At 67.7% G+C, this 21532-nt stretch carries 21 protein-coding genes; 15 read left to right on the top strand and 6 right to left on the bottom strand.

Annotation, left to right across the window (positions count from 1 at the left end):
* Positions 1–37: 37 nt before the first annotated feature.
* Together AB0D34_RS08920 and AB0D34_RS08915 are read right to left on the bottom strand one after the other, a co-directional pair.
* On the bottom strand, positions 38–1018 hold the full coding sequence (locus tag AB0D34_RS08920) for a hypothetical protein (RefSeq protein WP_362658672.1): 981 nt from the start codon (positions 1016–1018) through the stop codon (positions 38–40).
* A 74-nt stretch (positions 1019–1092) separates the two neighbouring features.
* The gene (locus AB0D34_RS08915) at positions 1093–1266 is read right to left on the bottom strand and encodes a hypothetical protein (protein WP_362658669.1); all 174 of its coding nucleotides are present in this window, start codon (positions 1264–1266) and stop codon (positions 1093–1095) included.
* 335 nt (positions 1267–1601) lie between these two features.
* Between AB0D34_RS08915 and AB0D34_RS08910 the strand changes: the two genes are divergently transcribed.
* A complete protein-coding gene (locus tag AB0D34_RS08910; protein ID WP_362658666.1) occupies positions 1602–1739 on the top strand; it encodes a hypothetical protein in 138 nt (45 codons plus the stop codon).
* Here AB0D34_RS08910 and AB0D34_RS08905 read toward each other — a convergent pair.
* Positions 1720–2229 carry a helix-turn-helix transcriptional regulator gene (locus tag AB0D34_RS08905; protein ID WP_362658663.1) on the bottom strand — a complete coding sequence of 170 codons (510 nt, stop codon included), beginning with the start codon at positions 2227–2229 and terminating at the stop codon, positions 1720–1722. The two genes, AB0D34_RS08910 and AB0D34_RS08905, sit on opposite strands and share 20 nt — an antisense overlap.
* A 423-nt stretch (positions 2230–2652) precedes the next feature.
* On the opposite strand from AB0D34_RS08905, the gene AB0D34_RS08900 reads away from it, so the two are divergent.
* The 14 genes from AB0D34_RS08900 to AB0D34_RS08835 all read left to right on the top strand — a co-directional run bounded on the left by AB0D34_RS08900 (position 2653) and on the right by AB0D34_RS08835 (position 17782).
* Positions 2653–3045: a hypothetical protein gene (locus tag AB0D34_RS08900; protein WP_362658660.1), complete on the top strand. Its 393-nt coding sequence runs from the start codon at positions 2653–2655 to the stop codon at positions 3043–3045.
* A 138-nt stretch (positions 3046–3183) separates the two neighbouring features.
* Entirely contained in the window at positions 3184–4488 is a 1305-nt protein-coding gene (locus AB0D34_RS08895) for a hypothetical protein (protein WP_362658657.1), read from the top strand.
* Positions 4489–4795: 307 nt separating this feature from the next.
* Positions 4796–6757 carry a phage tail tip lysozyme gene (locus AB0D34_RS08890; protein WP_362658654.1) on the top strand — a complete coding sequence of 654 codons (1962 nt, stop codon included), beginning with the start codon at positions 4796–4798 and terminating at the stop codon, positions 6755–6757.
* Between the two features lie 196 nt (positions 6758–6953).
* Positions 6954–7937 (top strand): hypothetical protein, encoded by a 984-nt coding sequence (locus tag AB0D34_RS08885; protein WP_362658651.1) that lies wholly within the window; start codon positions 6954–6956, stop codon positions 7935–7937.
* Positions 7934–8635, top strand: coding sequence for a hypothetical protein (locus AB0D34_RS08880; RefSeq protein ID WP_362658649.1), 702 nt, complete (start codon positions 7934–7936; stop codon positions 8633–8635). The genes AB0D34_RS08885 and AB0D34_RS08880 overlap by 4 nt, the downstream gene beginning before the upstream one ends.
* Before the next feature lie 74 nt (positions 8636–8709).
* Entirely contained in the window at positions 8710–9498 is a 789-nt protein-coding gene (locus tag AB0D34_RS08875; protein ID WP_362658646.1) for a hypothetical protein, read from the top strand.
* The gene (locus tag AB0D34_RS08870; RefSeq protein ID WP_362658643.1) at positions 9495–10205 is read left to right on the top strand and encodes a hypothetical protein; all 711 of its coding nucleotides are present in this window, start codon (positions 9495–9497) and stop codon (positions 10203–10205) included. The genes AB0D34_RS08875 and AB0D34_RS08870 overlap by 4 nt, the downstream gene beginning before the upstream one ends.
* Positions 10206–10268: 63 nt before the next feature.
* Entirely contained in the window at positions 10269–10793 is a 525-nt protein-coding gene (locus tag AB0D34_RS08865) for a hypothetical protein (protein ID WP_362658640.1), read from the top strand.
* Positions 10793–11767 (top strand): hypothetical protein, encoded by a 975-nt coding sequence (locus tag AB0D34_RS08860; protein WP_362658637.1) that lies wholly within the window; start codon positions 10793–10795, stop codon positions 11765–11767. The genes AB0D34_RS08865 and AB0D34_RS08860 overlap by 1 nt, the downstream gene beginning before the upstream one ends.
* A gap of 94 nt (positions 11768–11861) precedes the next feature.
* The gene (gene mobL / locus AB0D34_RS08855) at positions 11862–14144 is read left to right on the top strand and encodes a relaxase MobL (protein ID WP_362658635.1); all 2283 of its coding nucleotides are present in this window, start codon (positions 11862–11864) and stop codon (positions 14142–14144) included.
* Between the two features lie 143 nt (positions 14145–14287).
* On the top strand, positions 14288–14836 hold the full coding sequence (locus tag AB0D34_RS08850) for a hypothetical protein (RefSeq protein ID WP_362658632.1): 549 nt from the start codon (positions 14288–14290) through the stop codon (positions 14834–14836).
* Positions 14837–15189: 353 nt separating this feature from the next.
* Positions 15190–15543, top strand: coding sequence for an SH3 domain-containing protein (locus AB0D34_RS08845; protein ID WP_362658629.1), 354 nt, complete (start codon positions 15190–15192; stop codon positions 15541–15543).
* A 277-nt stretch (positions 15544–15820) separates the two neighbouring features.
* A complete protein-coding gene (locus tag AB0D34_RS08840) occupies positions 15821–16363 on the top strand; it encodes a hypothetical protein (RefSeq protein WP_362658626.1) in 543 nt (180 codons plus the stop codon).
* A 141-nt stretch (positions 16364–16504) separates the two neighbouring features.
* The gene (locus tag AB0D34_RS08835) at positions 16505–17782 is read left to right on the top strand and encodes an MFS transporter (RefSeq protein ID WP_362658624.1); all 1278 of its coding nucleotides are present in this window, start codon (positions 16505–16507) and stop codon (positions 17780–17782) included.
* 125 nt (positions 17783–17907) lie between these two features.
* Here AB0D34_RS08835 and AB0D34_RS08830 read toward each other — a convergent pair whose 3' ends face one another.
* The 3 genes from AB0D34_RS08830 to AB0D34_RS08820 form a co-directional block, all read right to left on the bottom strand.
* On the bottom strand, positions 17908–20409 hold the full coding sequence (locus tag AB0D34_RS08830) for a hypothetical protein (protein WP_362658621.1): 2502 nt from the start codon (positions 20407–20409) through the stop codon (positions 17908–17910).
* Between the two features lie 9 nt (positions 20410–20418).
* A complete protein-coding gene (locus AB0D34_RS08825; protein WP_362658618.1) occupies positions 20419–20763 on the bottom strand; it encodes a helix-turn-helix transcriptional regulator in 345 nt (114 codons plus the stop codon).
* A gap of 273 nt (positions 20764–21036) precedes the next feature.
* Positions 21037–21528 (bottom strand): amino acid transporter, encoded by a 492-nt coding sequence (locus AB0D34_RS08820; protein WP_362659047.1) that lies wholly within the window; start codon positions 21526–21528, stop codon positions 21037–21039.
* Positions 21529–21532 lie beyond the last annotated feature (4 nt).

Here is a 21532-nt window from a genome sequence, read left to right as displayed (position 1 = left end):
CGGTCCAAATTATCGCCCTGACCTGCACATTTCCTGTTCATCTCTCAGGCCTGCGGCGGCGCGGGGGACGGCATCTCAGGCGTCGGCCACTGCCCGTACAGCGGCACGGCCTCGAATGCGTCGCCCTGCTGGGCGCCGGCCAGGGCGTCCGCGCGGGTGTACGTCGTGTCAGTGAGCTGGGAGTCCGGGGACCAGCGGCCCTCTTCGTTACGGCGGGCCCTGGAGACTCCGCCGCGCTTGAGGTCGTTGTTGGCGCCCACTCGCAGTGAGTGCGAGCGCACCGGCAGCCCGCCGATGATCTCCTTGCCAGCGGCGGCCGCCCGGAGCTGGATGATCGTGTTGATGTTGCTCCGGACAGGCGCAGGCCTCGGACGGTGGCGTGGGCGCGGCCGAGTTGGAGGTTGCCCTTCTTGGTCAGGGCGCGCAGGAAGGGCAGGTGGGGGGCGTCCGCGCCGAGCTCGGCGAGGTCGGCTTTCCAGGCGGCGGCGCGGGCGGCGAAGCGCAGGTCGTCGCGGTCGGGGTAGAAGCGCCAGGCGGCCGTCTTCGCGTCGGTGGTCTTGGTCTTGGCGACCCGGACCCATACCCCCGGCCGCGGACCGGTGAGGACCGGACGTAGGTCGGCGTTGGACAGGTCAGCGATCTCGATGCCGCGTAGCAGCAGCCGGTAGCCGACGACGAGCGCGGCCGCGTCCCGCCGTCCGATGCGGGTGGACTCGTCGATGGCGTCGACCACCGGCAGCAGGTGCTCCAGGGTGAGCGCGGCGGCCTGGTCGCTCAGCCCGGCCGGGTACTCCAGGTCGCGGTAGTCCTCGATGATGTCGCGGATCTTCGAGCCGTCCGGGCGCTCGCCCTTTGGGTACCAGGTGAGGATGCGGGAAAGGCGGGAAAGGTAGGCCAGCAGGGTGTCCGGGCTGTAGGGGATCCCGTTCGGCTGACCGGTGTCCATCAGGGTGCCGATGTACTCGGCGATGTGTGCTGCGGTGGTGGAGGGCTGGGCCATCCGCCCGTTGGCCTGCATCACCCCGACACCGCGGAGGTCGGCCGCTCATGCCCCGGTTTTGTGGGTCGCATTTCTGGGGGTTAGCCGGAAAATCACTCTTCGGGCGGATTGCCCGTCTCGCCGATGGCGCGCAGCACCAGCGGCCGCGACATCGCCGGGGCGGCCCGCCGGGACAGCTCGCGCCCGCTGCCCGGGGCGTACGCGGCGCACAGGGCCGCTCGCAGCCCCTCCAGCGCCGCGGCCTCCACGTTCCGCGCCTTCAGCACCCCGGCGACGGCATCCTCAATGGGTCAGCGGGTGGTCAATGCCTTGACCACCCGTCTGTGAGCGCGCTCCTGATGCAGCGTGGTCAACGCCTTGACCGGACTCCGGGGCGCCCTGGCCGGGCGGGTCGTACTGCCGGCCGCCGTAGCGGAACTGCGGGGTGCCGGTGAACTGCTCGTCGTACGCGTCCACGAGCTGCTGCAGCGTGGTGCCGAAGAAGTCGGTGTCGAGGTCCTGGACCTGCCAGTCTTTCCCCTTCGGCCACGGCCCCTCCTCGGCGGCCTTGAGGATGAATCCGTCGGCGCACGGCTTCCACAGTCTGCGAGCTGGTCATGCCATGCAGGTGAGGAGGAACGGCGCGAGCACCGAGGAGATCATGCGGGCCGGCCGGTGGCGGAAGCCCGAGACGGTGAATGTCTACGACCGGGAGTTCAACCCGGCCGCCCGCAACAGCGTCATGCGCCTGGGTCTGTGACCTCTCCGGCCGGCTTGTTGCGGACATCACGCATCCGGGCGTCGAGAGCGGCCCGGGTCTCAGGGTCGAGCTCGTAGTCGCCAGCGGTTTCAGGGTTGACATCCAGCGCGTGAGAGCGGAAGGCCTCCCGCTCGGCGGAGAGTTGCTGGATGGTCTGAGTGATCCGGTGGATCTTCTGGCGCAGCCTCTCCCATTCCTGCTCGGCGAGGGCGAGCTCGGCGAGCTGGTTCTGGATCTCAGCCTCGTTCTCGCGGGCGTAGTTGTCGCTGACCAGTGTGATCAGAGGGACCCCGAGAGCCTCCGCAGCGGTGACCGCCTCGTCGAGCCTGACCGCGCGGGTCTGCTGCTCGATGCGTGTGATGGCGGTGGAGTCAACGTTCGTGCCGAGCAGTGCGGCCATACGGCGCGCTAGCTCTGCCTGGCTGATGCCGAGGCGTTCGCGTTCTTGACGAAGTCGGCGGGCGAAAAGGTCCCCGGGCAGTGGGTTCATGGCGGTTTGGCACTTCCTGGTCAAGATCGCGATCGACGGGGTGCGCGAGGGTGGCCCGCCTCGAAATCGAGCAGGCCGGCGTCGCAGCAGTGCTGGAGCGGCACATTACACACCTCGCACTGCGGATTCCACAGGCGCCCGCCACGGCCCTGCGGTCACGCGCCGCGACGCCGATTCGCCTCGTTTCCGAGCCCCTTTCGACTCTCTATCGATAGACCCCTTTACCGCCTCTGTGACTGCCCATTTAAATGGGGTAGATTAGCCATTGCAGATGTGCACGTATGCGAGCCAGCGGGGAGTGGACAGCATGCTATCGATTACTTCAGCTTCTATCACTTCCCGTCCGAGTGGGCGAGCTGCGCTTGTTGCCTTGTGACTCACTGTCATGCCACCGAATGATTCGAAAGGCGAGAGGAAAGAACCGTGACGAAGATCTACGAGGCAGCCGTCCCCACACAGGCCTCCTTGCCGAGTGCAGCCTGGGACCTGACCAGCTTCCTGATGAACGCCAAGTCCCAGATCCAGCTCTGGGGCGGTCTTCTGCTCATGCTGCTCGGTGCTGCCGGCCTGGTCTGGGGCGGCGTGCTCCTGATCAAGAAGCTGATGGCCAACCCGCAGTCCGCGGGTCAGCAGCAGGGCTGGGGCACGATCGCGCTCCTCATTCTCGTCGGCGGAGCCCTGGGCACTGGCGGGTGGTCGCTGATCTCGACGGTCGGTTCCGGCGGCCAGCAGACCATCACGGACCTCGGCGGCGGCACGGTGATCGTCCAGACCGTCGATCAGTTCAGCGGGTTCCTGAGCGGCCCTTCCAAGTAAGAGGCCGTCACAGACCGTGCACACGACCGGGGACAGAGGCGTCGAGCGAACCGGGTCGGTTGAGGTGCAAGGCATCCTCCGGCCCGGTTCGCCATATGCGGGCCCGCAGCACGGTGCAGGCACGAAAGGGAGCAGGACATGGGGATCAAGGACACGGCACTGGCCTTCAGCAGGAAGTTCAAGCTCGACTCGCACCACGCGATCGAGCGTTTTGGGGTGCTCTTCGGCATCTTCGCGGTCACGGGCGCGATCGTGATCAGCGCGTCGGGGGCCTCGGCGTACCAGGCGGAGCGTGACTCGCTGTCGCAGACGGCGCTGTACACCAGCGACTTCAAGACGTCGAAGACGAGTCTCGACGGCACCGTCGACGGGGTCTATACCAACGAGAGCGGCAACAGGGCGCTCGTGATGATGCATTTCAGTCCGACCGCTCAGATCTCGTACAACGCTGCGGACTACAGGGCGTTCCTGCTCGGGTCGGACACCTCGCTGAACAGCGAGCCGGTCAGTACCAGCGGGATCAAGGGCTCCTTCTACGCCTTCGGTTCGACCGGCTACGTCGGGGTCCTCCTGAACGCCGACCGGCCCTTCGACCGTCAGGTGTTGAACCTGACGGTCCGTGCGAATGCCGAACTCACCACGCCCGGAGCGGAGCAGGCGCAGAGCAGCGGCAAGCTGGCCGGCGACGAGACCTTCTCCAAGTACGACCAGTGGCGGGTCTTCTTCAACCCCGGCGCATCCGGGGTCCAGAAGATCGCGGCGCTCGACGCCCTGACCTTCGACCCGGCGCAGGCCTACTACGAGGTCGCGCTCAAGGAGATGGAGGCCGAGGCCAGGGACGCCCTGGACCAGAAGCTCGTCGAGATGCGCACGAATCTGACGCAGATTCAGTCGTACACGTCCGACCTACAGACGACGAAGATCGACGGCCTGTTCCTGCGTCAGCCGACCGTTCCCGTCTCGATCGCCACCGACAAGATCACGGGCGTCTCCGCGGCCGAGGCCAAGAACGGCGTCTCGACGCTGGCGCTGCAGACCAAGCATGTCGTCTCGGGTGGCTTCGACCTCAACTGGCGTGCAGGCAACGTCTACGACGGCTACCTCGACGCCCTGGTGCCGGCCGGACAGAGTTACGCCCACTTCTTCACCAAGAAGCGTGACGAGGACTCGGATCCGACGAGCCAGCAGATCTCGGACATGCAGTGGATCCTCTCTGACGGCACCAGCCTCACCAAGGACTACCAGTCCTCTGACGTGACGATGCGCCCGCTCATGAACATCATGAACAACCTTTCACAGGCGTATCAGGACTACTACCAGAACAAGTCGCAGTACGAGTCGGATCTGTCGCTCGACCTGCTCCGACTGGACGTGAGTCTCCGGGACGTGCAGTCCAACAGCACCGTTCGCGACGACAAGGCCTTCCTCATCACTCTCCATTGAGTGCGGCGAAGAGAGTGACGCATCCCGCACCTGGCGTTGAGCCGGAAAGGAAAATGACATGGCCGCCGACAAGCCGAATCGGAGTCCCAAGAAGGGGATGCCGAAGGACCAGCCGCGCAGGTCGGTGAATCAGGGGATGCCTCGGCAGGGTCGTGGGACCAAGAGCCTCGGCCCTGAGGAGGGCACCGAGAAGCCGCCCGAGGGCAAGGCCAGCGTGCCCAAGCAGCTCCCGGGTCCGAGGGCTGCTTCTTCTGGTCCCTCTGATGGGGCGAACGATGCGCCGAGAATGCCGGAGGCCGCGTCGAAGATGCCGGACGCTGCAGGCACCTCGGAAACCGCAGGCAAGACTGCTGGTGCTGCGAGTGCCGGAGCGAAGATCAAGCAGGGCATAACCGGCGTCGCCGCGAACATCGGCGGAGGCGCGGCCCAGAAGGTGATCGAGGGAGACGGCAGCAGCGTGACCCGCCGTAACGCCGGACGTTACGCGGGAGCTGCCGTCTCCGGCGCCGTGGCCGGCGCACAGGCTGGCGGGCTTCCGGGAGCCGCCGTTGGTGCAGCGAAGAACATCGGCGTCGAGGGAGCCCAGGACACGGTCGAGGGCGTGTCCAAAGTCGCCGGTGGCAGCCCGGACGCCAAGCCGACCGGCCAGCGTGAGCTGGGTGCCGGCGGCACGGGCTACGAGCGTGGTGCGTCGAAGGACGACGAGGGCCTGGGCTCGAAGGCAGCCAAAGGCGTCGCTGTCGGCGGTGGTGCGGCTGCTGCGCCGCCGGCCATGGGCGTGGTCATGGCCATGGCCTTTCTGAACTGGCTCAAGTCCATGTTCTTCGCCGCCTTGGCGATGGCTGTCAATGCCGGGAAGCTGCTGTGGACGCTGATCGTCGCCATCGTCAAGGCGGTTGGTCATGCGATCGCTGCGCCGTTCATGGCGATCGGCAGTTTTTTAGCCAAGGGGGCCGGCGCGGTCCTGGGCGTCACCGTCACGGCGACGATGCCCCCTGTAGCGGCAGCGATGTCGGGTGCGGTCGCGGCGACCGCCACCGTGGCCCTGCTGGGCACGGTCGTGACCGGCGTCCTCAACTCGACGGCGCTGACCGAAGGCAGCATCCACGCGAACGGGACGGCGTGCGTCGTCAACGCGGGTAGCGTCAGCAACGGTTCCGGGGCCAACGTTCCGGCGGACGTGGAGAAGAACGCCAAGGAGATCTACTCGGTACTCAGCAGCTGGGGGATGCCGAAGGAGAACATCGCGGGCATCCTCGGCAACTGGTCGCAGGAGTCCGGGATCGACCCGACGAGCGTGCAGAACTTCCCCACGGGGACGTATGCCATGACCGCCGAGAAGGCCGGCGCCGCACAGAACACGGACAACGGCATCGGTCTCGGGCAGTGGACGTACGGCCGCAACACGCTGCTGCGCCAGTACGCGAAGAACAAGGGCGTCGACTGGTTCACGATCAAGGCCCAGCTGGCCTTCATGGTCGATGGGGACAATCCGGGCGATGTCGCGGTCTTCAAGGGCATGCTCAAGACGTCGCAGGGCTCGCCGCGTGCGGCGGCGCTGCACTTCCACGAGAACTGGGAGCGCTCCCCTGACGGCGCGGCCGGGCTCACCGCACGAGGCGACAAAGCCGAGATGTGGTTCGGCGAGATGAGCGGCTGGTCGGTCGACAGCTCGATCGTGGGCGGTGTCGAGGACATCGTCGGCGGGATCATCGAGAACATCGCCAACGGCATCAACACGATCCTGGGCAACTGCAGTACTGCGGGCGGCACTTCCGTCTCGCTGAAGGACGGGGGAATGACCCAGGAGGAGGCCCAGTCCCTCGTCGACCTCTTCAACAAGGAGGGCGACAAGTTCCTCGACGACCGCTACGGCGACCAGGGCGGTCCTGGCTCATGCGGGAGCAATCACGCGGAGAACTGCGTCTCGTTCTCGACCTACTTCGTGAACAAGTACACGACGTTCCAGACCTACCCGGCGGGCGAGGGCAAGGACACGGCGTACACGATCGCGAGGGAGACCAGCAAGCAGTTGTCCTCGACCCCGACGGTGTACTCGGTGGGTTCCGGCCCGAGCTCCACCTCCGTTGGCCACACCCTCGTGGTGCTCGGCGTCCAGGGCGACAAGGTCATCCTCGGCGAGGCCGGCTACTGCGCCTTCATGGGCCGGGTCCGCGTCGACAGCGCGGCGCGGATGGCGGCGGAGGGCTGGAAGTTCGTGGACATGTCGGATTCGATGCTCCCTTCCGACAAGATCAAGACGGTCTGATGCGCCGTATCTGATCTGGGGGTGAGAAGCCGGTGCCGGGTGATCCGGGCACCGGCTTCTTCATGCCGGTACAGGCTCTACATGTCGGCTTAGCTTTCGGAGCTCTTATCGAATGGATTCTGAGTCGGCCAGAAAATACCTTTCGAGATAGACTCAAGTCGCCTATGAGAGCAGTGTGGAGTAAGGAGTGTGTTCTGTGACCTCAGCCCATGCCGAGTCCGAGAGCACGGGACCCGAGCAGGAGAACGGGCCGGTGCCCGAGAAGAAGCCCGCGGCACCGAAGACGCGCAAGAAGGTCACCGGAGCTGAGCTCGAAGAGCGCCTCGCGGGCTGGACGACGCACCAGCGCGAGAAGGTCCAGGTGCGCACCCCTGAGGACAACGCACGTTTGATCCGGCGCAGCGTCACCGCGGTGGCGGGCGTGGGGATCCTGGCCCTGGTCGTCGCCACGGGCGTGGCCGGCGAGAGCTTCAAGGCGAGCACGGCGGACAACGAGGCCCAGATTGTCCGGCTCAAGGGGCAGATGGATGATGCCCAGTCCACGCCCGTGAAGGTAGGCACTGGCGCGCAACTGTCCAAGCTCACCGAGGCGGCAGCGAACGACGCGAAGAAGGTCGCGACCGGGGAGCAGACCTTCGCCACGCTGTACCACCAGGCCGGCGTCCAGCCCAGCCTGAACAACGGCGTTCCGAACAGGGCCACGCTGGAGATCGTCAAGCACCGCCGGGACATGGCCCCGCTGTTCAGCCGGGACTCCTTCCTGGTCAGTGACAAGGAGGCGTACAGCACCTCGTCGCTGACGGCGTTCGACGCGACCACCGAGATCGATCCGCGCTACGCCTGGTACATCCGCTACGCCGGTGCGGACGCAGCTGCCCCGGGCACGTACACGTGGAAGGTCGAGACGGTGATGCCCGATCTGAGCGTGACCGACGCCTCAGGTATGACGAACCAGGCGAAGGTCGTCTGGGTCTGCCGGGACACGAAGAGCGGCGAGGTGCTCGCCTGGGCGAGCGCGCGCTACGTGCGCAACGCCACGGCGGGGGCCTTCGGCCACTTGGCCCTCGTGGTGACCGCCGCCGGTGCTCAGTACGAGAACCCCGCAATCAAGCTGCCGGCCGGGTCCGGAGTCCCTGAACTCGGCGGCACGGGCTCGCGGGAGAAGGGCGGGAAGCGATGACGGAGCAGACGGCAGCACCCACACGGCGGGGATTCTTCAGGCGCAATCTCTCGGTCCTGGTGACGGCGGCGGTCCTCGCAGTCGTCGCGACAGTTGCCGGTGTGACCTGGGGTAGCCAGCGCGAGGCCCTGGCTGAGCAGGAAGTCCAGATCAACGACGTCGAGGGACATCTGGCAGGCATCCAGAAGAAGAACGCCGAGCGGGTGAACGCGGACGTCATGGCGGCCCTGGGTGTCAGCCAGAACCGGCTGAGCACCGACGGTGAGCGCATCAAGTCGCTGCTCTCGATGGCCTTCACGTGGGACTCGGGACAGAGCTACGAGGCGGCGCGCGAGAGCCTGAAGAGCCGGTTCGGCCTCACCGAGAACGAGACGTTCCTGAAGTCGTTCATGTCTCCGTCGCGGTTCAACGAGGACTCCCAGGGGCGGCGTTACTACTACATCGACACGGTCGGCCTGAACTCGGCCCTCGGCGCGGATCCGGACATCGAAGTCGTCGACGTCAAGGCGGGCGACTACACCTACGCCGCCCTGGCCGATGTCGAGGTCACCTCCGACGCAGTGACCCAGAACAAGGCGAGCAAAGCCAGTGTCACGGCGCACCGGCGCGCGCTGCTCTTCGTCACGGTCGACGCCCAGGGCAAGGTCTCGAGTCTCTCCGGCGTCCCGGCGAGTGGCGAGACTCGCTATTCCGGATAACCAAGACTCCCTTTGGACTCGTCTCATTGATAGAGTTGTACTGATATTCGAGTGAAGCGGCAAGTTGAGGACCAATGGCATCGACACAGACCGATGAGTCGGGTGGGGGCGCAGTGCGCAAGACGCACTTCGTCGCGACGTCCGCGTCCTCGCAGGAGGGCGCGGACACTCCTGGGCAGACGGAGCCCGCGGGCGGCCTGCGCAAGCGCACCCTCGTGACCGGCGTGAGCATGGGTGTGGGCGCACTGCTGTGCTTCGTACTCTCCGCGGGGTTGTCCGGCGGTCAGAGCGCGGTGAGCGATACGGCTGCGCCGGAGATCTCCTCTCTGCAGGAGCAGATCAGGATCACCGAGGCGAAGACGGCGGCGCTGCCGAAGGCCGACGACGCCGAGCGCGGTCTGACCGCGGCCCTGACGGCGGCTGGTCAGGTCGCGAAGCTGCAGAACGACTACCGCTACCTGACGCCCAGCGTGGCGGCAGACGGCGGCACGCTCGACACGGCGACGTCTCAGTCAACGCTGCGCAACCTCATCCCCTACTTCGCCCCCTCGGTGCACCGGGCGGACCTGGGGCCGTGGTACCTGCTCGCCAGTGACAAGGACGTGGCGCCCGGCGTCGGGATCCCGATGAGCTTCAACTCCGGCTTTGCGTGGGCCGCCCAGGTGCCCTACCTGGTCAACGACGACAGCACCATCACGGTGACCTGGCTGGCGATGGAGACCAGGACGGGTGCGGGTGAGAGGCCGGCGGTGCTGGCCTGGGCCCGTGCCGACTACGACCTGGTCCGCACGGCGTTCGTGAACCTCCAGACCGGTGCGACGGCCACCGGCGAGGCACTGAAGCAGGAGGTGAAGACACCGTGAACGAGGAGATCAAGGACAAGTTGCGCCAGCACGCCGGGAAGTTCCTGCTCGGCGGAACCGGGGCGCTGCTCGCGCTCTCGCTGGTCACGCTCGGAGCCGGCCTGCTCAGCGACGGCCCGGCCGCGCCGGACACCCAGGCCGATGCGGTTGTTCACAAGCTCGAAGGCAACCTCGGCGACGCCCGGGCCAAGCTCGCAACACAGCACACGGCGCTGCTGGTTCAGCTGCCGGGCGTGGACATCGAGCGGGTGAACCGTGACAGGGCGTCGGGCCGGTCCCTCCTGCTCAGCCTCATCGACAGCTCGGCGTCGACCCGGACCGTCAAGGAGCAGCAGGTACTGCTCGACGCGCGCTACGGCTTCCTCGACCACATGTCCCGGGTGCTCACCGCGTTCGTGCCGGAGTGGATGACGGCGACCGGAGCCACGAGGGGCGCTGGGACGACGTACACACTCGCTGATCTGGACATCGATGTGAGTCGGGTGCAGGGCCTGAACTACGCCTACACGGGGGTGGCTCGGCTCGATCCGGTCCGCGTCGGACCGGATCAGAACAGCGCTGCCAAGAGCGAGTTCGTGGTCTTCACCTACGCCACCTCGCAGGACGGCACGGCGACGTCGCTGGACGCCTATCGGGCCTCCCGCAAGACCCTCGACGCCCTCGCTGCCGCCAGCGAGGAACCGCCTTCCCCCAGGCCGACGGGGTGAACGAACCGCCCATCGCTTCAGCACGCACCAAAGAAGACCCCGACGAGACGTAAGGACACGACCATGTCGCCCCAGACCCTGGAGAAGACCGAGACGACCGCCCCGACGAGCACGGCCGCGACGGTGAAGAAGGCCAGGGCGAAGCCCGCGAAGGAGCAGAAGGACTCGAAGCTGCGCACCGGATGGCGGCGTCTGGCCCCGGAGAAGGAGACCGGCAGGTTCTCCGTCGTGGTGTGGGCGGGGTTCTTCCGGGCCATCGTCCTTCTCGCCGACTGCCTGCTGGCGTTCATCACTGCCATGGTCATCATCCCGCTGCTGGGCGCATGGCTGCACCAGCAGTCGGGCGCATCGCGGGGTGCGCTCAGTGCGGACGGAACCATCGCCATGTGGCTGATGCCGCTCCTCTTTCTGGTCGCGCTGCTCGCGGCGGGCGAGATCGTCGTGATGCGCGGGATGTGGCGCTGGGCAACGCGGATGATCGCGAAGATCCGGGACGCCCGGGGCGAGGCGAGCGGGGCCGACGTCACACCGAAGTCCACGACCAGGACCACCAACCAGAGCAAGGCCAACCGTGAGAGGAGCACGTGATGCGCACCGCAGGGCTGACGATGAACGACGTGTGGGCCCACCGTGTCCTGCGTGAACGGGGAGTGGATACGTACCGGCTGGAGGGGGTGACCGCCGAGCTCGGTGTCATGGTCGAATCGCTCGACCTCATGTACCGGGGCAAGGAGGAGAACTACCGCCCGTATCTGCACATGACGGGCGAGCTGCGCTCGGTCACCCCGGCCAAGGCCCTGCCGTTCGGCATCTCCCAGGTGACCTACTCCCCCGGCCAGGGCGAGAAGGTAGACGCCTTCTACGAGTTCGACGACCAGCAGCTGGTCGTGCTCGCCGGCAAGGGCTACTTCACGAGCGGCTTCGCCGTGCCCGATCAGGTCACCGGGATCGAGTGGGAGCTGCCGGCCACGGCGGACATGCTCGTCCTCGCTCCGTCGGGGGCGCAGACCGAAGGCGATGCGCCCGTGGTCTTCACCCAGATCCACGACATCGGGGGCCTGGAGATCGATCTCGAGTCCAGCGGCTACGATCTGGCCGGCTACTTCGCCGACCACTCCAAGGACGGCGTCCCGCGGGCTGAGGCTGTAGTCGATACGCGCGGACTGAAGGCACGTTCGGACGCGATCAACTCGCTGTTCACCGAGGACGAGCTGGGCCTGGACGCTGAGGTCAAGCAGGTCGTCGGAGCGGCCGTGCCCGAGGCAGCGCCGGTCGCGGACGGCATGAGCGCGCGTCTGCAGCAGATCGAGGCGGAGATCGCCGCCGAACGGGAGCAGTACCAGACCGAGCGCGCGAGCACCGAGGGCACCACGGAAAACCTCTACCAGGAGCGCGTGGCGGCAGCGTTGCACCGGGCCGGGGAGCAGGAGTTGCAGGAACAGGAGCCCCGGCAGCGTGAGGTCAAGCCCGCTCCGAGTCTGGACGAGCGCAAGCGCCAGGTGTCCCAGCGTGCGGCCGACCTGGACTTCGGCGAGGACGGTGAGCAGAGCCTGGGGTCTTGAGGACAGATCAGCCATGACGAGCGCGGCCCCGGTTGCTGGCGGACAGCAGCCGGGGCCGTAGTGCATCGGTCCCGAGACCGGAAGGAGAGCGAGGATGGGCCTGAAGCAAGACATCATCGTGGTCAACGAGTTCAGTGTGCCGCTGCCCGGCGGCAAGGGATCACGCGGCGCGACGCTGAGCAACTACGTCACCCGGTACATGGCCCGCGAGCAGGCGACCGAGTCGCTGGCTCCCATCCAGCGTCTGCGCACCGACGACTTCATCATGCGCTACATGGCGCGGGAGTCTGCCGTCGAGCGCGCCGGCATCTCGCGGAGTGCGGCGAAGCATGAGATGCGCCAGGCCCAGGGCGACGGCGGCGTGGCCTTCGGCTACGGCTCGGTTTCACTCTCCGACGAGCAGCTGCGCGCGGCCGGCAAGGACCTCCAGCAGCACTTCGAGAACGGCAAGACCGTGCTCAAGACGGTGCTGTCCTTCGACGAGGAGTACCTGCGGAAGCACAAGATCGTCGACGAGGACTTCCACTGCGAAGCCCGCGGCGACTACCGCGGCCACATCGACCAGATGAAGCTGCGCATGGCGGTTATGCACGGTCTGGAGCGGATGAGTTCGGGCACCAGCGGTTTCGACGACCTGCGCTACGTCGGGGTCATTCAGGTCGACACCGAGCACGTGCACTGCCACCTGGCCATGGTCGACGGCGGCCGGGGCCAGGTGACGAAGAACGGTACGCAGCGCGGCAAGCTCCTGGACCGGCACAAGTCCAGGCTCCGCCGTGGTGTTGACGCCTGGCTCGATGAGAAGCAAGCGGTGGCTCACCTCTCCAGCGCCGTCGGCTATGAGCGGCGCAACGTCACCACCTTCATCAAGCGGTGGGCGCACGAGCGGATCCGCACCGAGTCCCTTCCCCAGTTCCTGCTCGCCTGCCTGCCGGCAGACCGAACGTTGTGGCGCGCAGGATCGAATGGCGCCCGCATGCGCAAGGCGAACCAACTGGTGACGGAACTCGTAAAGGAGCAACTCGACCGTGCCGGGTCACCGATGCCGGAGGCCATGGAACGCATCGTCGACTACGCCAACGAGCGCCGCGCGAAGGAGTCTCTGAGCACGGTGGAATGGCAGAAGCTGGTCGCGCAGGGGCGTACGCAGATTATGGAGCGCGCCGTCAACAGCATCTACCAGATGCTGCGGGCCATGCCAGAGTCGGAGCTGCGGGTGCGTACGCCAATGCTCGAAGTCATGGGGATGGACTACCAGCAGATGGCGGTGCTCGCCGCGGACCGGCAGGGCGAAGACCAGAATTCTGAGACCGACTTGGTCTCCTTCGGCTTCCGACTACGCAGCTACGCCTCACGCCTGCAGCATCACCGGGAGAAGGCCGGGGTCTACCGTGACCTGGCGGACCAGTGGGAACAGGCCAAGAAGGCCGACGTCGCCGACGAGGACTCGCGCCCGCTCTACGACTTCTACCGCTTCGAGGAGAACTACCACCGGCGACTGATGAGCAAGTACCGGCACTTCCTGCCCTTCCCCGGGGAGGCCGGCCAGTGGTACGAGCAGCAGCAGGACGTGGCGACCTACGGCCAACGGCTGCTCTCGCTCATGGCGCTGCGCGCGGATGCCTCCCTGCAGCGGATGAAGGACCCCGAGGAGGCCGAGAACCTGGGCCGGACGATCTACGATCAGCCCGGCGGCCGACTCCTGACCGAGGGCAAGCGCGGCCGCGCGGTGCTGGACGCGCGCCTCCGGACGATGAAGCAGTCCTATGACCAGAAGCTGGACGGCCTGCAGGCCGATCTCGCTTCCTCCGGCCTGGTGCTGCGCGTGGGGTCGAGCGCCGAGAACCAGTCGAGTACGCAGACCGGCGCGGTCAGCACGGACTTCAAGATCGTCGCCGGTGCCGCGTATGGCTTCGCCGAGGTCAAGGCCCTGGACCTGCACCACCTGGGATACGACTTCGTCACCGACGTCGAGATCGGGCCGCACGCGCGCCAGACCTTCGTCGAGACGACCAGGGATCGCCGGCGGCTGCTGCTGGCGGCGATGGACTACCTGGACCAGTCCGGCCAGTCCGAGGCAATTGCCGATCTGCCAGTGGACGATGTCGCGGCGATGACACGGGTCTCCCGGGAGTTGACGCCTCAACAGACGGACGAGGACTCCGGCACGCTCGTGTTGCGTTCCCAGATCGCGGAGCTGCGCGCCGAGCGCGAGCAGGCCGAGCGACTGCGGCGGTCCAAGGCTTCGTCGCTGGACGCCGGCCTCGTCGTGCGGGTCCAGGCCCAGGTCGATCAGGCTGTGACCACAGCGGATGCCTGGATGGCATTCGACTCGCAGTCGCCTTCTATCTCGACTAACTCGGAACGCGAGGAGTAACACTAGTCTCTGCCTTGTCGAATGCTCTATAAGAGTACTAGTGTGAAGAGCGTTCGGTAGGGACTCAATGCCTTGCCCGGACGATGTGACTGATCGCGGCCGACTTGTCAGAGGATAGTCGGAATAAGCGGAAGGAAGAGATCATGGCACTCCTCAAGGGCAAGGGCGCGATGACCGGAGTCAACCTCATCGCGAAGGTCTACAAGAACGGCGTCACCAAGGACGGCAAGTCCCAGTACGCCGACGTCCAGATCGACGCTCGAGATCCGCGCGGTCCGGAGCAGACGAACCTGCATCTGAAGTCCGATCGGATTCAGGGTGAGGGCGGCAAGGTCCGCTACGACAACGGCGCTCCGTACTCCACCGGTCAGATGGAGGAGATCGTCAAGGCCGCGGGTCCGAACACCGAGCCGATCCTGGACAAGGACGGCAACAAGGTTGGCACCGTCTACGGCTTCAAGGGCAACGTGATGCCCGCGACGCGTGGCACTGGCCTGGTGGTCAACACCAAGTCCGTCGAGGCCTCCGCGTTCAAGGTCGACGACAAGACGCTGGACAACCAGTTCACGTCCATGCGCGCCGCCCGCGAGGCACGGGTGGCGGCCAAGGAGTCGCAGGCTCAGGCCCCGGCCCCCGAGGCCAAGCAGGAGCAGGCAGCCGAGGTCGAGGTCAACGAGCCGGCGGTCGGCTGAGATCGAGTTCGAGTCAAGCCTGATTCGAAAGGCCTCTGGATGTCACTGGGGGAACTCACCGTCGGCGTGGCGGAATGCTCACGGTCGGGAAGAGCCTCTCCTCCAGCTCGTACGGCACGACGGGCTGGGTCGCCGCCAGCTGGTTCTAGCGCCACCGCGCGCCGCCGATGCGACGCGCCTCCAGACCGCCCTTTCCCGGAGCGACCAGGCCGAAGCGCCGTGACCTGACCACGGCCAGGCCCCCTTTCAGGCCTCGGCGACGCCGGTGAACCGACACCGCACCAGCGCCTGCCCGCCGACCCCTCGCCGAGGACACCCCTATCCAACAGCACCCGTTTTATGGAGGTTTATTCATGTCTGTACATCGTATGGCCGTGCTCGCGGCCACCGCCGCCGCGGTCGCCCTGCCGCTGCTGTCCGCCCCGTCGGCCACCGCGGCGCCGACCGTCGCCCCGGCGTCGACCTCGTACTCCTGTCCCGGCAAGCCGCTGCCGTACAAGGTGCACGGCACCAACGCCGTGACCATCCGCTCCAAGGCCACCACCAAGTCGACGGCAGTCGGGATCTTGTACAAGAGCCACAAGTTCACGGTCCACAAGACCACCAAGGGCCGGACGTGGCTGTACATCACCGACAAGAACACCAAGAAGAAGGGCTGGGTCTCGGGCAAGTACGTCTACCGCGACGTCCGGATGTGCCTGGACTGATCCGCCCCTGATGTGAGCCCCCGGTCCCGTGTCCTTGGCCGCCGGCGATGTCCGCCGCGTAGCCGGCAGGACACGGGCTGGGAAGCCGCAGGCGAAGCACCCCTGGCGAGCAGGAGTGGCGCCCCGGCAGAGGACCTGGATGCCGAGCAGGACGACCACGAAGCCCCTGCTTGGTGTGACTCCAGCGGACTGCCGGCCGCGGAACATCCCCCCACCTGTCAACGGCTCGGCCACGAACGGCCCGCCGCCCCCCCTTGCTTCCCGGAGGAAACCCACCATGCCCGCTGCACTCAAGCGCACCGCCGTCACCCTGCTCGCCGCCACCGCGGCTGTCACCGGCACCACCCTCGCCACCGCCGGAACGGCCTCCGCTGCCAACCACTCCTGCACGACCAGCAGTCACAACGCCGACGACGCGTCGTACAACGGTCCCGACAGCGACAACTGGGACTTCAGCGTGAAGCTCTGCGCCAAGAGGAGCGGCGGCTACATCTACACCACCGCCACCGTGCGCTGGGACGGCCCCTACGCGTCCAGCCAGCACGGCACCTGGACCTTCGACAACGCCCGCTTCCACCTGCAGACCAAGAAGAGCGTCCGCGGCGCGGACCCGGTCGTGAAGTCCGCCAATTACGGCGGGCTCGAGTACGCGCTCGAGCACAGCAGCAGGAGCGGCAACGGCTCGTACAAGACCGGGACCCTCAAGACCAGGGCCACTTCGGCCCGTTACCTCGCCGACGGCTACATCCAGCTGGACTGGAGCGGCGACGGCAAGGGGTACCGGGCCCCGATCAAGTTCACCGCGTCGCCGACCGTGTAGACGCCGAGTCTGCCGCTGAGAGCTACTCCAGCGGACAGCACCCCTCCTGACCGCGGTGCCCCCGGCGACCCGTGCCGCCGGGGGCACCGTCCTTCGGCGGCTGCCGTCTTCCGCCCTCTTCTCTCCCGCGCAGGAATCGCCATGCCCTCCTTCGCCGTTCCCGCGTCGCTGGCGCGGAGCTGCCTGATGCGCGCCAGCGACGCCCTGGCCACCCAGATCGCCACCTACGCCATTCCCCTGCTCATCCTGGTGACGACCGGCTCGACCGCCCTGACCGGCATCGCGTTCCTGCTGGAGTGGCTGCCGCGGCTGGTGGCCTTCACCCTCGGCGGGCCCCTGGTCGACCGCTTCCGCGCCGACCGCGTCTTCCGCACCGCCGCCCTCTCCCGCACGCTGCTGTGCGCGGTCGCCGCCGCCGCCCTGGCCCTGCTGCCCGCGTCCGGCACCGCGGCCACCGTCGTCGTGATGACCGTCGGCGCCGCCGGGGGACTGCTCTCCCAGGCCTCCTTCGTCGCCGTCGAGACGCTCGGCGCGCACGCGAGCCGCCGCGCCGGCTCTGGCGCCCACCGCGTGCAGTCCGTGCAGATCGGCATCGACCAGAGCGCCCTCCTGGCCGGCCCGCTCCTGGGCGGACTGCTGCTGGCCGTCGGCCTGACGCTGATGCTCACCGTCGTGGCCGCCCTGTCGGCCACTGCCGCCGCCAGCACGACCGCCGTCCCCACCGCCCCGGCCGGTACCACCGCCACGGGGGCACGCGCCATCGCCGGCAGCCTGCGCACCGGATGGCACACCGTACGCGGCATCCCCGCCCTGGCCTGGCTCGTCACCGGACTCGTGGCCAGCAACCTCGCCCTCGCCGTCACCCAGGCCAGCGCCCCGATCACGGTCATGACCAACTACGGCCACTCCTCCATCGCGGTCGGCGCGGTCTGGAGCGCGGCCGGCCTGGTCGCCGTCGCCGCCGTCGCCGCCTGCCGCCGGGCCATCGACCGCTTCGGGCTGTGGCCGATCGGCGCCGTCGGCGCCACCACCGCATGCGCCGCCTGCCTGGCCACCGCCCTCGCCCCGAACCTCGGCGTGTACGCGGTGACCATCGGCGTCCTGATGGCTGGCGAAGGCGCGCTGACCGTCGTCCTGCGTACCCTGCGCGCCCACCTCATCCCGGCCGCCGTCTTCGGCAGCACGCTCAGCGTGACCATCGTGCTGGTCGTGGTGCCGATGCCCGTGGCCGGTGCCCTGGTTGCCGTCCTTCCCGCTGGTGCCCTGCCCGACCTGCTCGTTGCCTGCGCCGTCCTGCAGGCCGCCGCCATGGCCCTCGCCTTCCGGGGGCTGTGGCACCACCGCGCCTCCTACACGCCCAGCCCCACCGCCGCCTCCCACCCGACACCCGCAGCGGCCGACGCACCGCGCGTGGCCTGATCCCGGTCCAAACCACCCGTCTCCCCTCGGAGTTCACCGTGTCCCATGTCGGTAAGCCCGGCTATTCGAAGTTGCGGAATGCCTCCGTGCTTTCGGGCTGCCGTTGTGCGCGGCCTGCGGGCCGATCATCGGCGCACGAGGTCGGCGGCGTACTCAGGGCTGAATCCTTGACTTTGGTGCTGCCACAGGTCGGCAGTGTTCTGGTGGAAGCCCAGCAGTCGGCTGACCACGACGGCGGGCAGCTCGGCTGCGATGTCCATGAGCGCTGTATGCCGACCGGCGCGCGGGCGAATGCCGATCTGCTTGAGCCGGTGGCTCAGGTGCGCGGCGGACATGGGCCGTCCGGCATAGCCGCCGGGGAACAGCCACGGCGGGTCTTCGGCGGGGACCGTGGCGCTGTGACCGCGGCGGCGCCGCACCAGGTGGCGGACCAGGTCATCCAACGGCGGTGGCAGCTCGGCGGGCACCTTTCCCAGCTGGATGCTGACCGATTTTCCGGTGTCGATGACGTGGTCGGCGGTGAGCTGGATGATCCGGCTCGGTGGCTGAGCGAAGAGCAGGACGAGCAGACCAGCGGCGCGGAGCACATGGTCCAGTGCCTCGTCGTGGACGAGGCGGCGTACCAGCTGCCAGCGATGGTCCTGAGCGACGACTTCGGCGCCGAAGTCCCGAGTTTCGGCCGGGAATTCGAGCGGTGTTGCATTGCCGCGACGGGCGGCCCAGGTCAGGAAGGCACGGACCCGGCTGCGGTTGACGGGCCCACCAGCCATCCACGCATCGAGGTGATCTTGAGAGCAGGACGTGAGGGTGCAGCCCTGCCGGTCGAGCCACTGCAGCAGCCGCAGGGCGGTAGCGACTTCGTGTCGGACCCCCTGGGCCTGCCCCTGGGTGATTGGCCGGCCGCCTCGCCGCAGCCGGCGCAGGTGCTGCCATGTGATGTAGCTCCGCAGGACCTGACGGTCCTCGGCCGAGGGGATGCGCGCGTACGCGCGGGCGAGCCAGAGCTCCAGAACGGCGAGGTGCTCGTCCCTCTCGGGCAGCGCGCCTCCGGCCACCAGCACGGCGCGCAGATGCCTGGCGACCTTGACCGGCCGGCAGTCGTCAAGGACCTCGTGGGTGACCGGCCCGCCGCGCTGGACGAGTTGGTGGAGGACGTCGCGACTGCCCGAGCTACGGCGCAGCCACCCGAGCAGCGCGTGCGGCGTTGTGACGCGAACCAAGGCCGCATAGACGGGCTCCAGTTCAGTTCGCACGGTGCCGTCGGGTCCGGACAAGGCGTGGGCGAGCTGGTGCCGGGCCGCGCATCCGGCACACAACCCGAAGTGGAACAGCCTCTCTGTCGTCCCACACTCGGTGCACGCTCGACGAGCACACTCGTGCCGCTTCCAGCAGGTCTCGCACAGCGGCTTGCCCTCGGCGGTGCGTCCGTAGGTGGGTCGAGTCCTGTTGCACTGAGAGCACGGCCCTTTGGGCTCGCCGCACCGTTTACACAAGGGCTCGCCGGACGTCGAACGGTACTCGGCCCGGCGCAGCAGGCCGCACTGGCTGCACACCTTGGGTGGGTGTGCCTCGATGTGACAGGGCCCGCAGACGGGGGAGTCGGTGCGGGCAGCGTGACAGGGCCCCGTGTGGCCGCAGACCGAGCAGACTGCGGTCGGGAGCCGGTTACAGCGCTGGCACAGCGGACCGTCGCTGGTTCGCCGGACCGTGCGCTTCAGCTCCCCGCATCGGCCACAGATGCGTTGGTTGAACGGCTTACTGCGGTAGCAGTTGCCGCACAGCGCTTCTCCATCGTGGGTGCGGGTGGCGACCTGGGCGCTCTGCCCGCACCGCGAGCAGGTCTGCGGGCGGATCTCCTGCCAGCAGTTGCGGCAGCACCGCAGGCCGTCGCGCTCCATGGTCAGCGCGATGTCGCGCCGGCAGTACGGGCAGGGCGGGTTGACGATGCCCTTCGCGCCGCGGGAGAGCAGTTCGTGGATGAGTCGCAGCCCTCGGGGCGGGCCGTGCGCGCCGTCGCCGGTGAGCAGTTGGGGCACGTCCTCCAGGGCCCAGATCAGGCGGAGCTGTCCGTTCTTGCTGCGCTCCGCGGAGCGGACTGCCTCGGCGATGGCCTCGTTCGACAGCGCAATCGGGGTCTCGGCGATGAGTTGGACCAGCTCGGCCAGGACGTCGCGTCCGTCGTGGGGCGGGTGGCTGGTACAGCGGGGCAGCCCGTCGCGGTCGCGGCCGCAGTAGTTCCGGCTGCCGCAGATCACGCACGGATTCGCCATGGCGATGAGCCGGGCCTGGCAGGAGGCGCAGATGCGTGGCTGGCCGGGCTGTCCCTTCAGTCGCCGTTGTGCCCCGCACCGCGAACAACGGGGCAGCTGCAGTCGGACGGCGCCGTACTCACGCAGTGCATGGATCAGCCGACCGAGCGCTGCCGGCCCTGCTGCCCTTGCGGAGGTCAGGAGTTCGGGGTCTGTCTCAAGGACCTGGGCCAGGTCACGGCGATCGGGACGGCGCTTGATCGTGGCGTTCAGCACCTGCTCCACGAGCACGGTGTTGAGCTGCGGTTCGACGGCCTGAACAGCTTCGACGATGACCTGCTCGGGCTCCCTGGCGAATCGCGGCAACAGCTCGGTCATGCCCGGCGCCTACTCGGGAACGACTCGGGCCCGCTTGGGCCGGAACTCCCCGACACCGGACGGCCCTTCACCAAGACGGGACCCTCCATCGGAGGCAGCCTTCTTGCGCCCGGCCCCGACTGCCGTGACCGGCTCGATGAGGTCGTCCATCGTGCACCCGAGGATGTCGAGCAGGGCCATGAGCGTCCTCATGCTCAGACGCTCGGGCCGCTCGGTCACCAGGCGATAGGTCTGGCTGGCGGACAACTCGATCCCGCGCTCGGCCAGAAGCGGGATGAGGTCGGTGGTCTGGAACAGGCCACGGGTGGCCATCACCTCCCGCAGGTGCCAGCGGTAGTCCAACTTCGCCGTCATGCCCACTCCCTACTGTCCGCCCTGAAGGGCCCGGTCCAGCACATTACGCATCATCGTGTTCATGAAGTCGCCGCTCACCCCGGTGTAGAGGGCGGTCGTCGACGCGAAGCGGTGTCCGACCTGGTCCTGGATTATCTTGAGCTTCCTTGCTGGCTGGGTCGGTGGCCTGGGCGGTTGCGTCGTGGTGGCTGTGCAGGACGCATCGCGTACCGACACGTGGCTCTCTTTCGACGGGTGGAGATCGTTACCGTCCCGGGATGGGCGATGCCGGGATCAGAAGTGGGTTTCGAGGCCGAATGTCTGCCGTAGCTGGGCCATGTCGTGGCGGTCACGGTCAGTTGGTTCGTAGCCTTGGTGGAAGTAGATCTGTTGCTGTGCTGACAGGCAGGGCACTGCGGACCCCTGGATCGTGCCGGTGACGAAGCACGCGGCGGGATAGTCGAAGTCTTCTCCAGGTTTCAACGAGGCTTGGACCGCGGAGCCGTCGGGCGCGAAGACCAACGGATGCAGGTCGATCTCGTGTCCGTCCCCGTCCGCGACCACGAACCGCACAGGTCGCCAGTCGAGGGTTTCGACGTAACCGGCCTCGGCGAGCGCCGCGATGACAGCAGGTTCCTGCTCGCGCCGGTGCACCAGGTCCAGGTCTCGATGCGGGCGGGTCTGGGCACCGACGAGAGCGTCGATGCCCCAGCCACCGCCCACCCAGACTTCGACGCCGGCTTGTTGCAGCACAGCCAGAACGGCTGACACATCCGTGCTCGTCATCATC

This window comes from Streptomyces sp. NPDC048420, from assembly GCF_040651535.1.
Taxonomy (GTDB): Bacteria; Actinomycetota; Actinomycetes; order Streptomycetales; family Streptomycetaceae; genus Streptomyces.
Note: the sequence above shows the minus strand (reverse complement) of the source record. Positions and strands in the feature narration are given on the sequence as shown.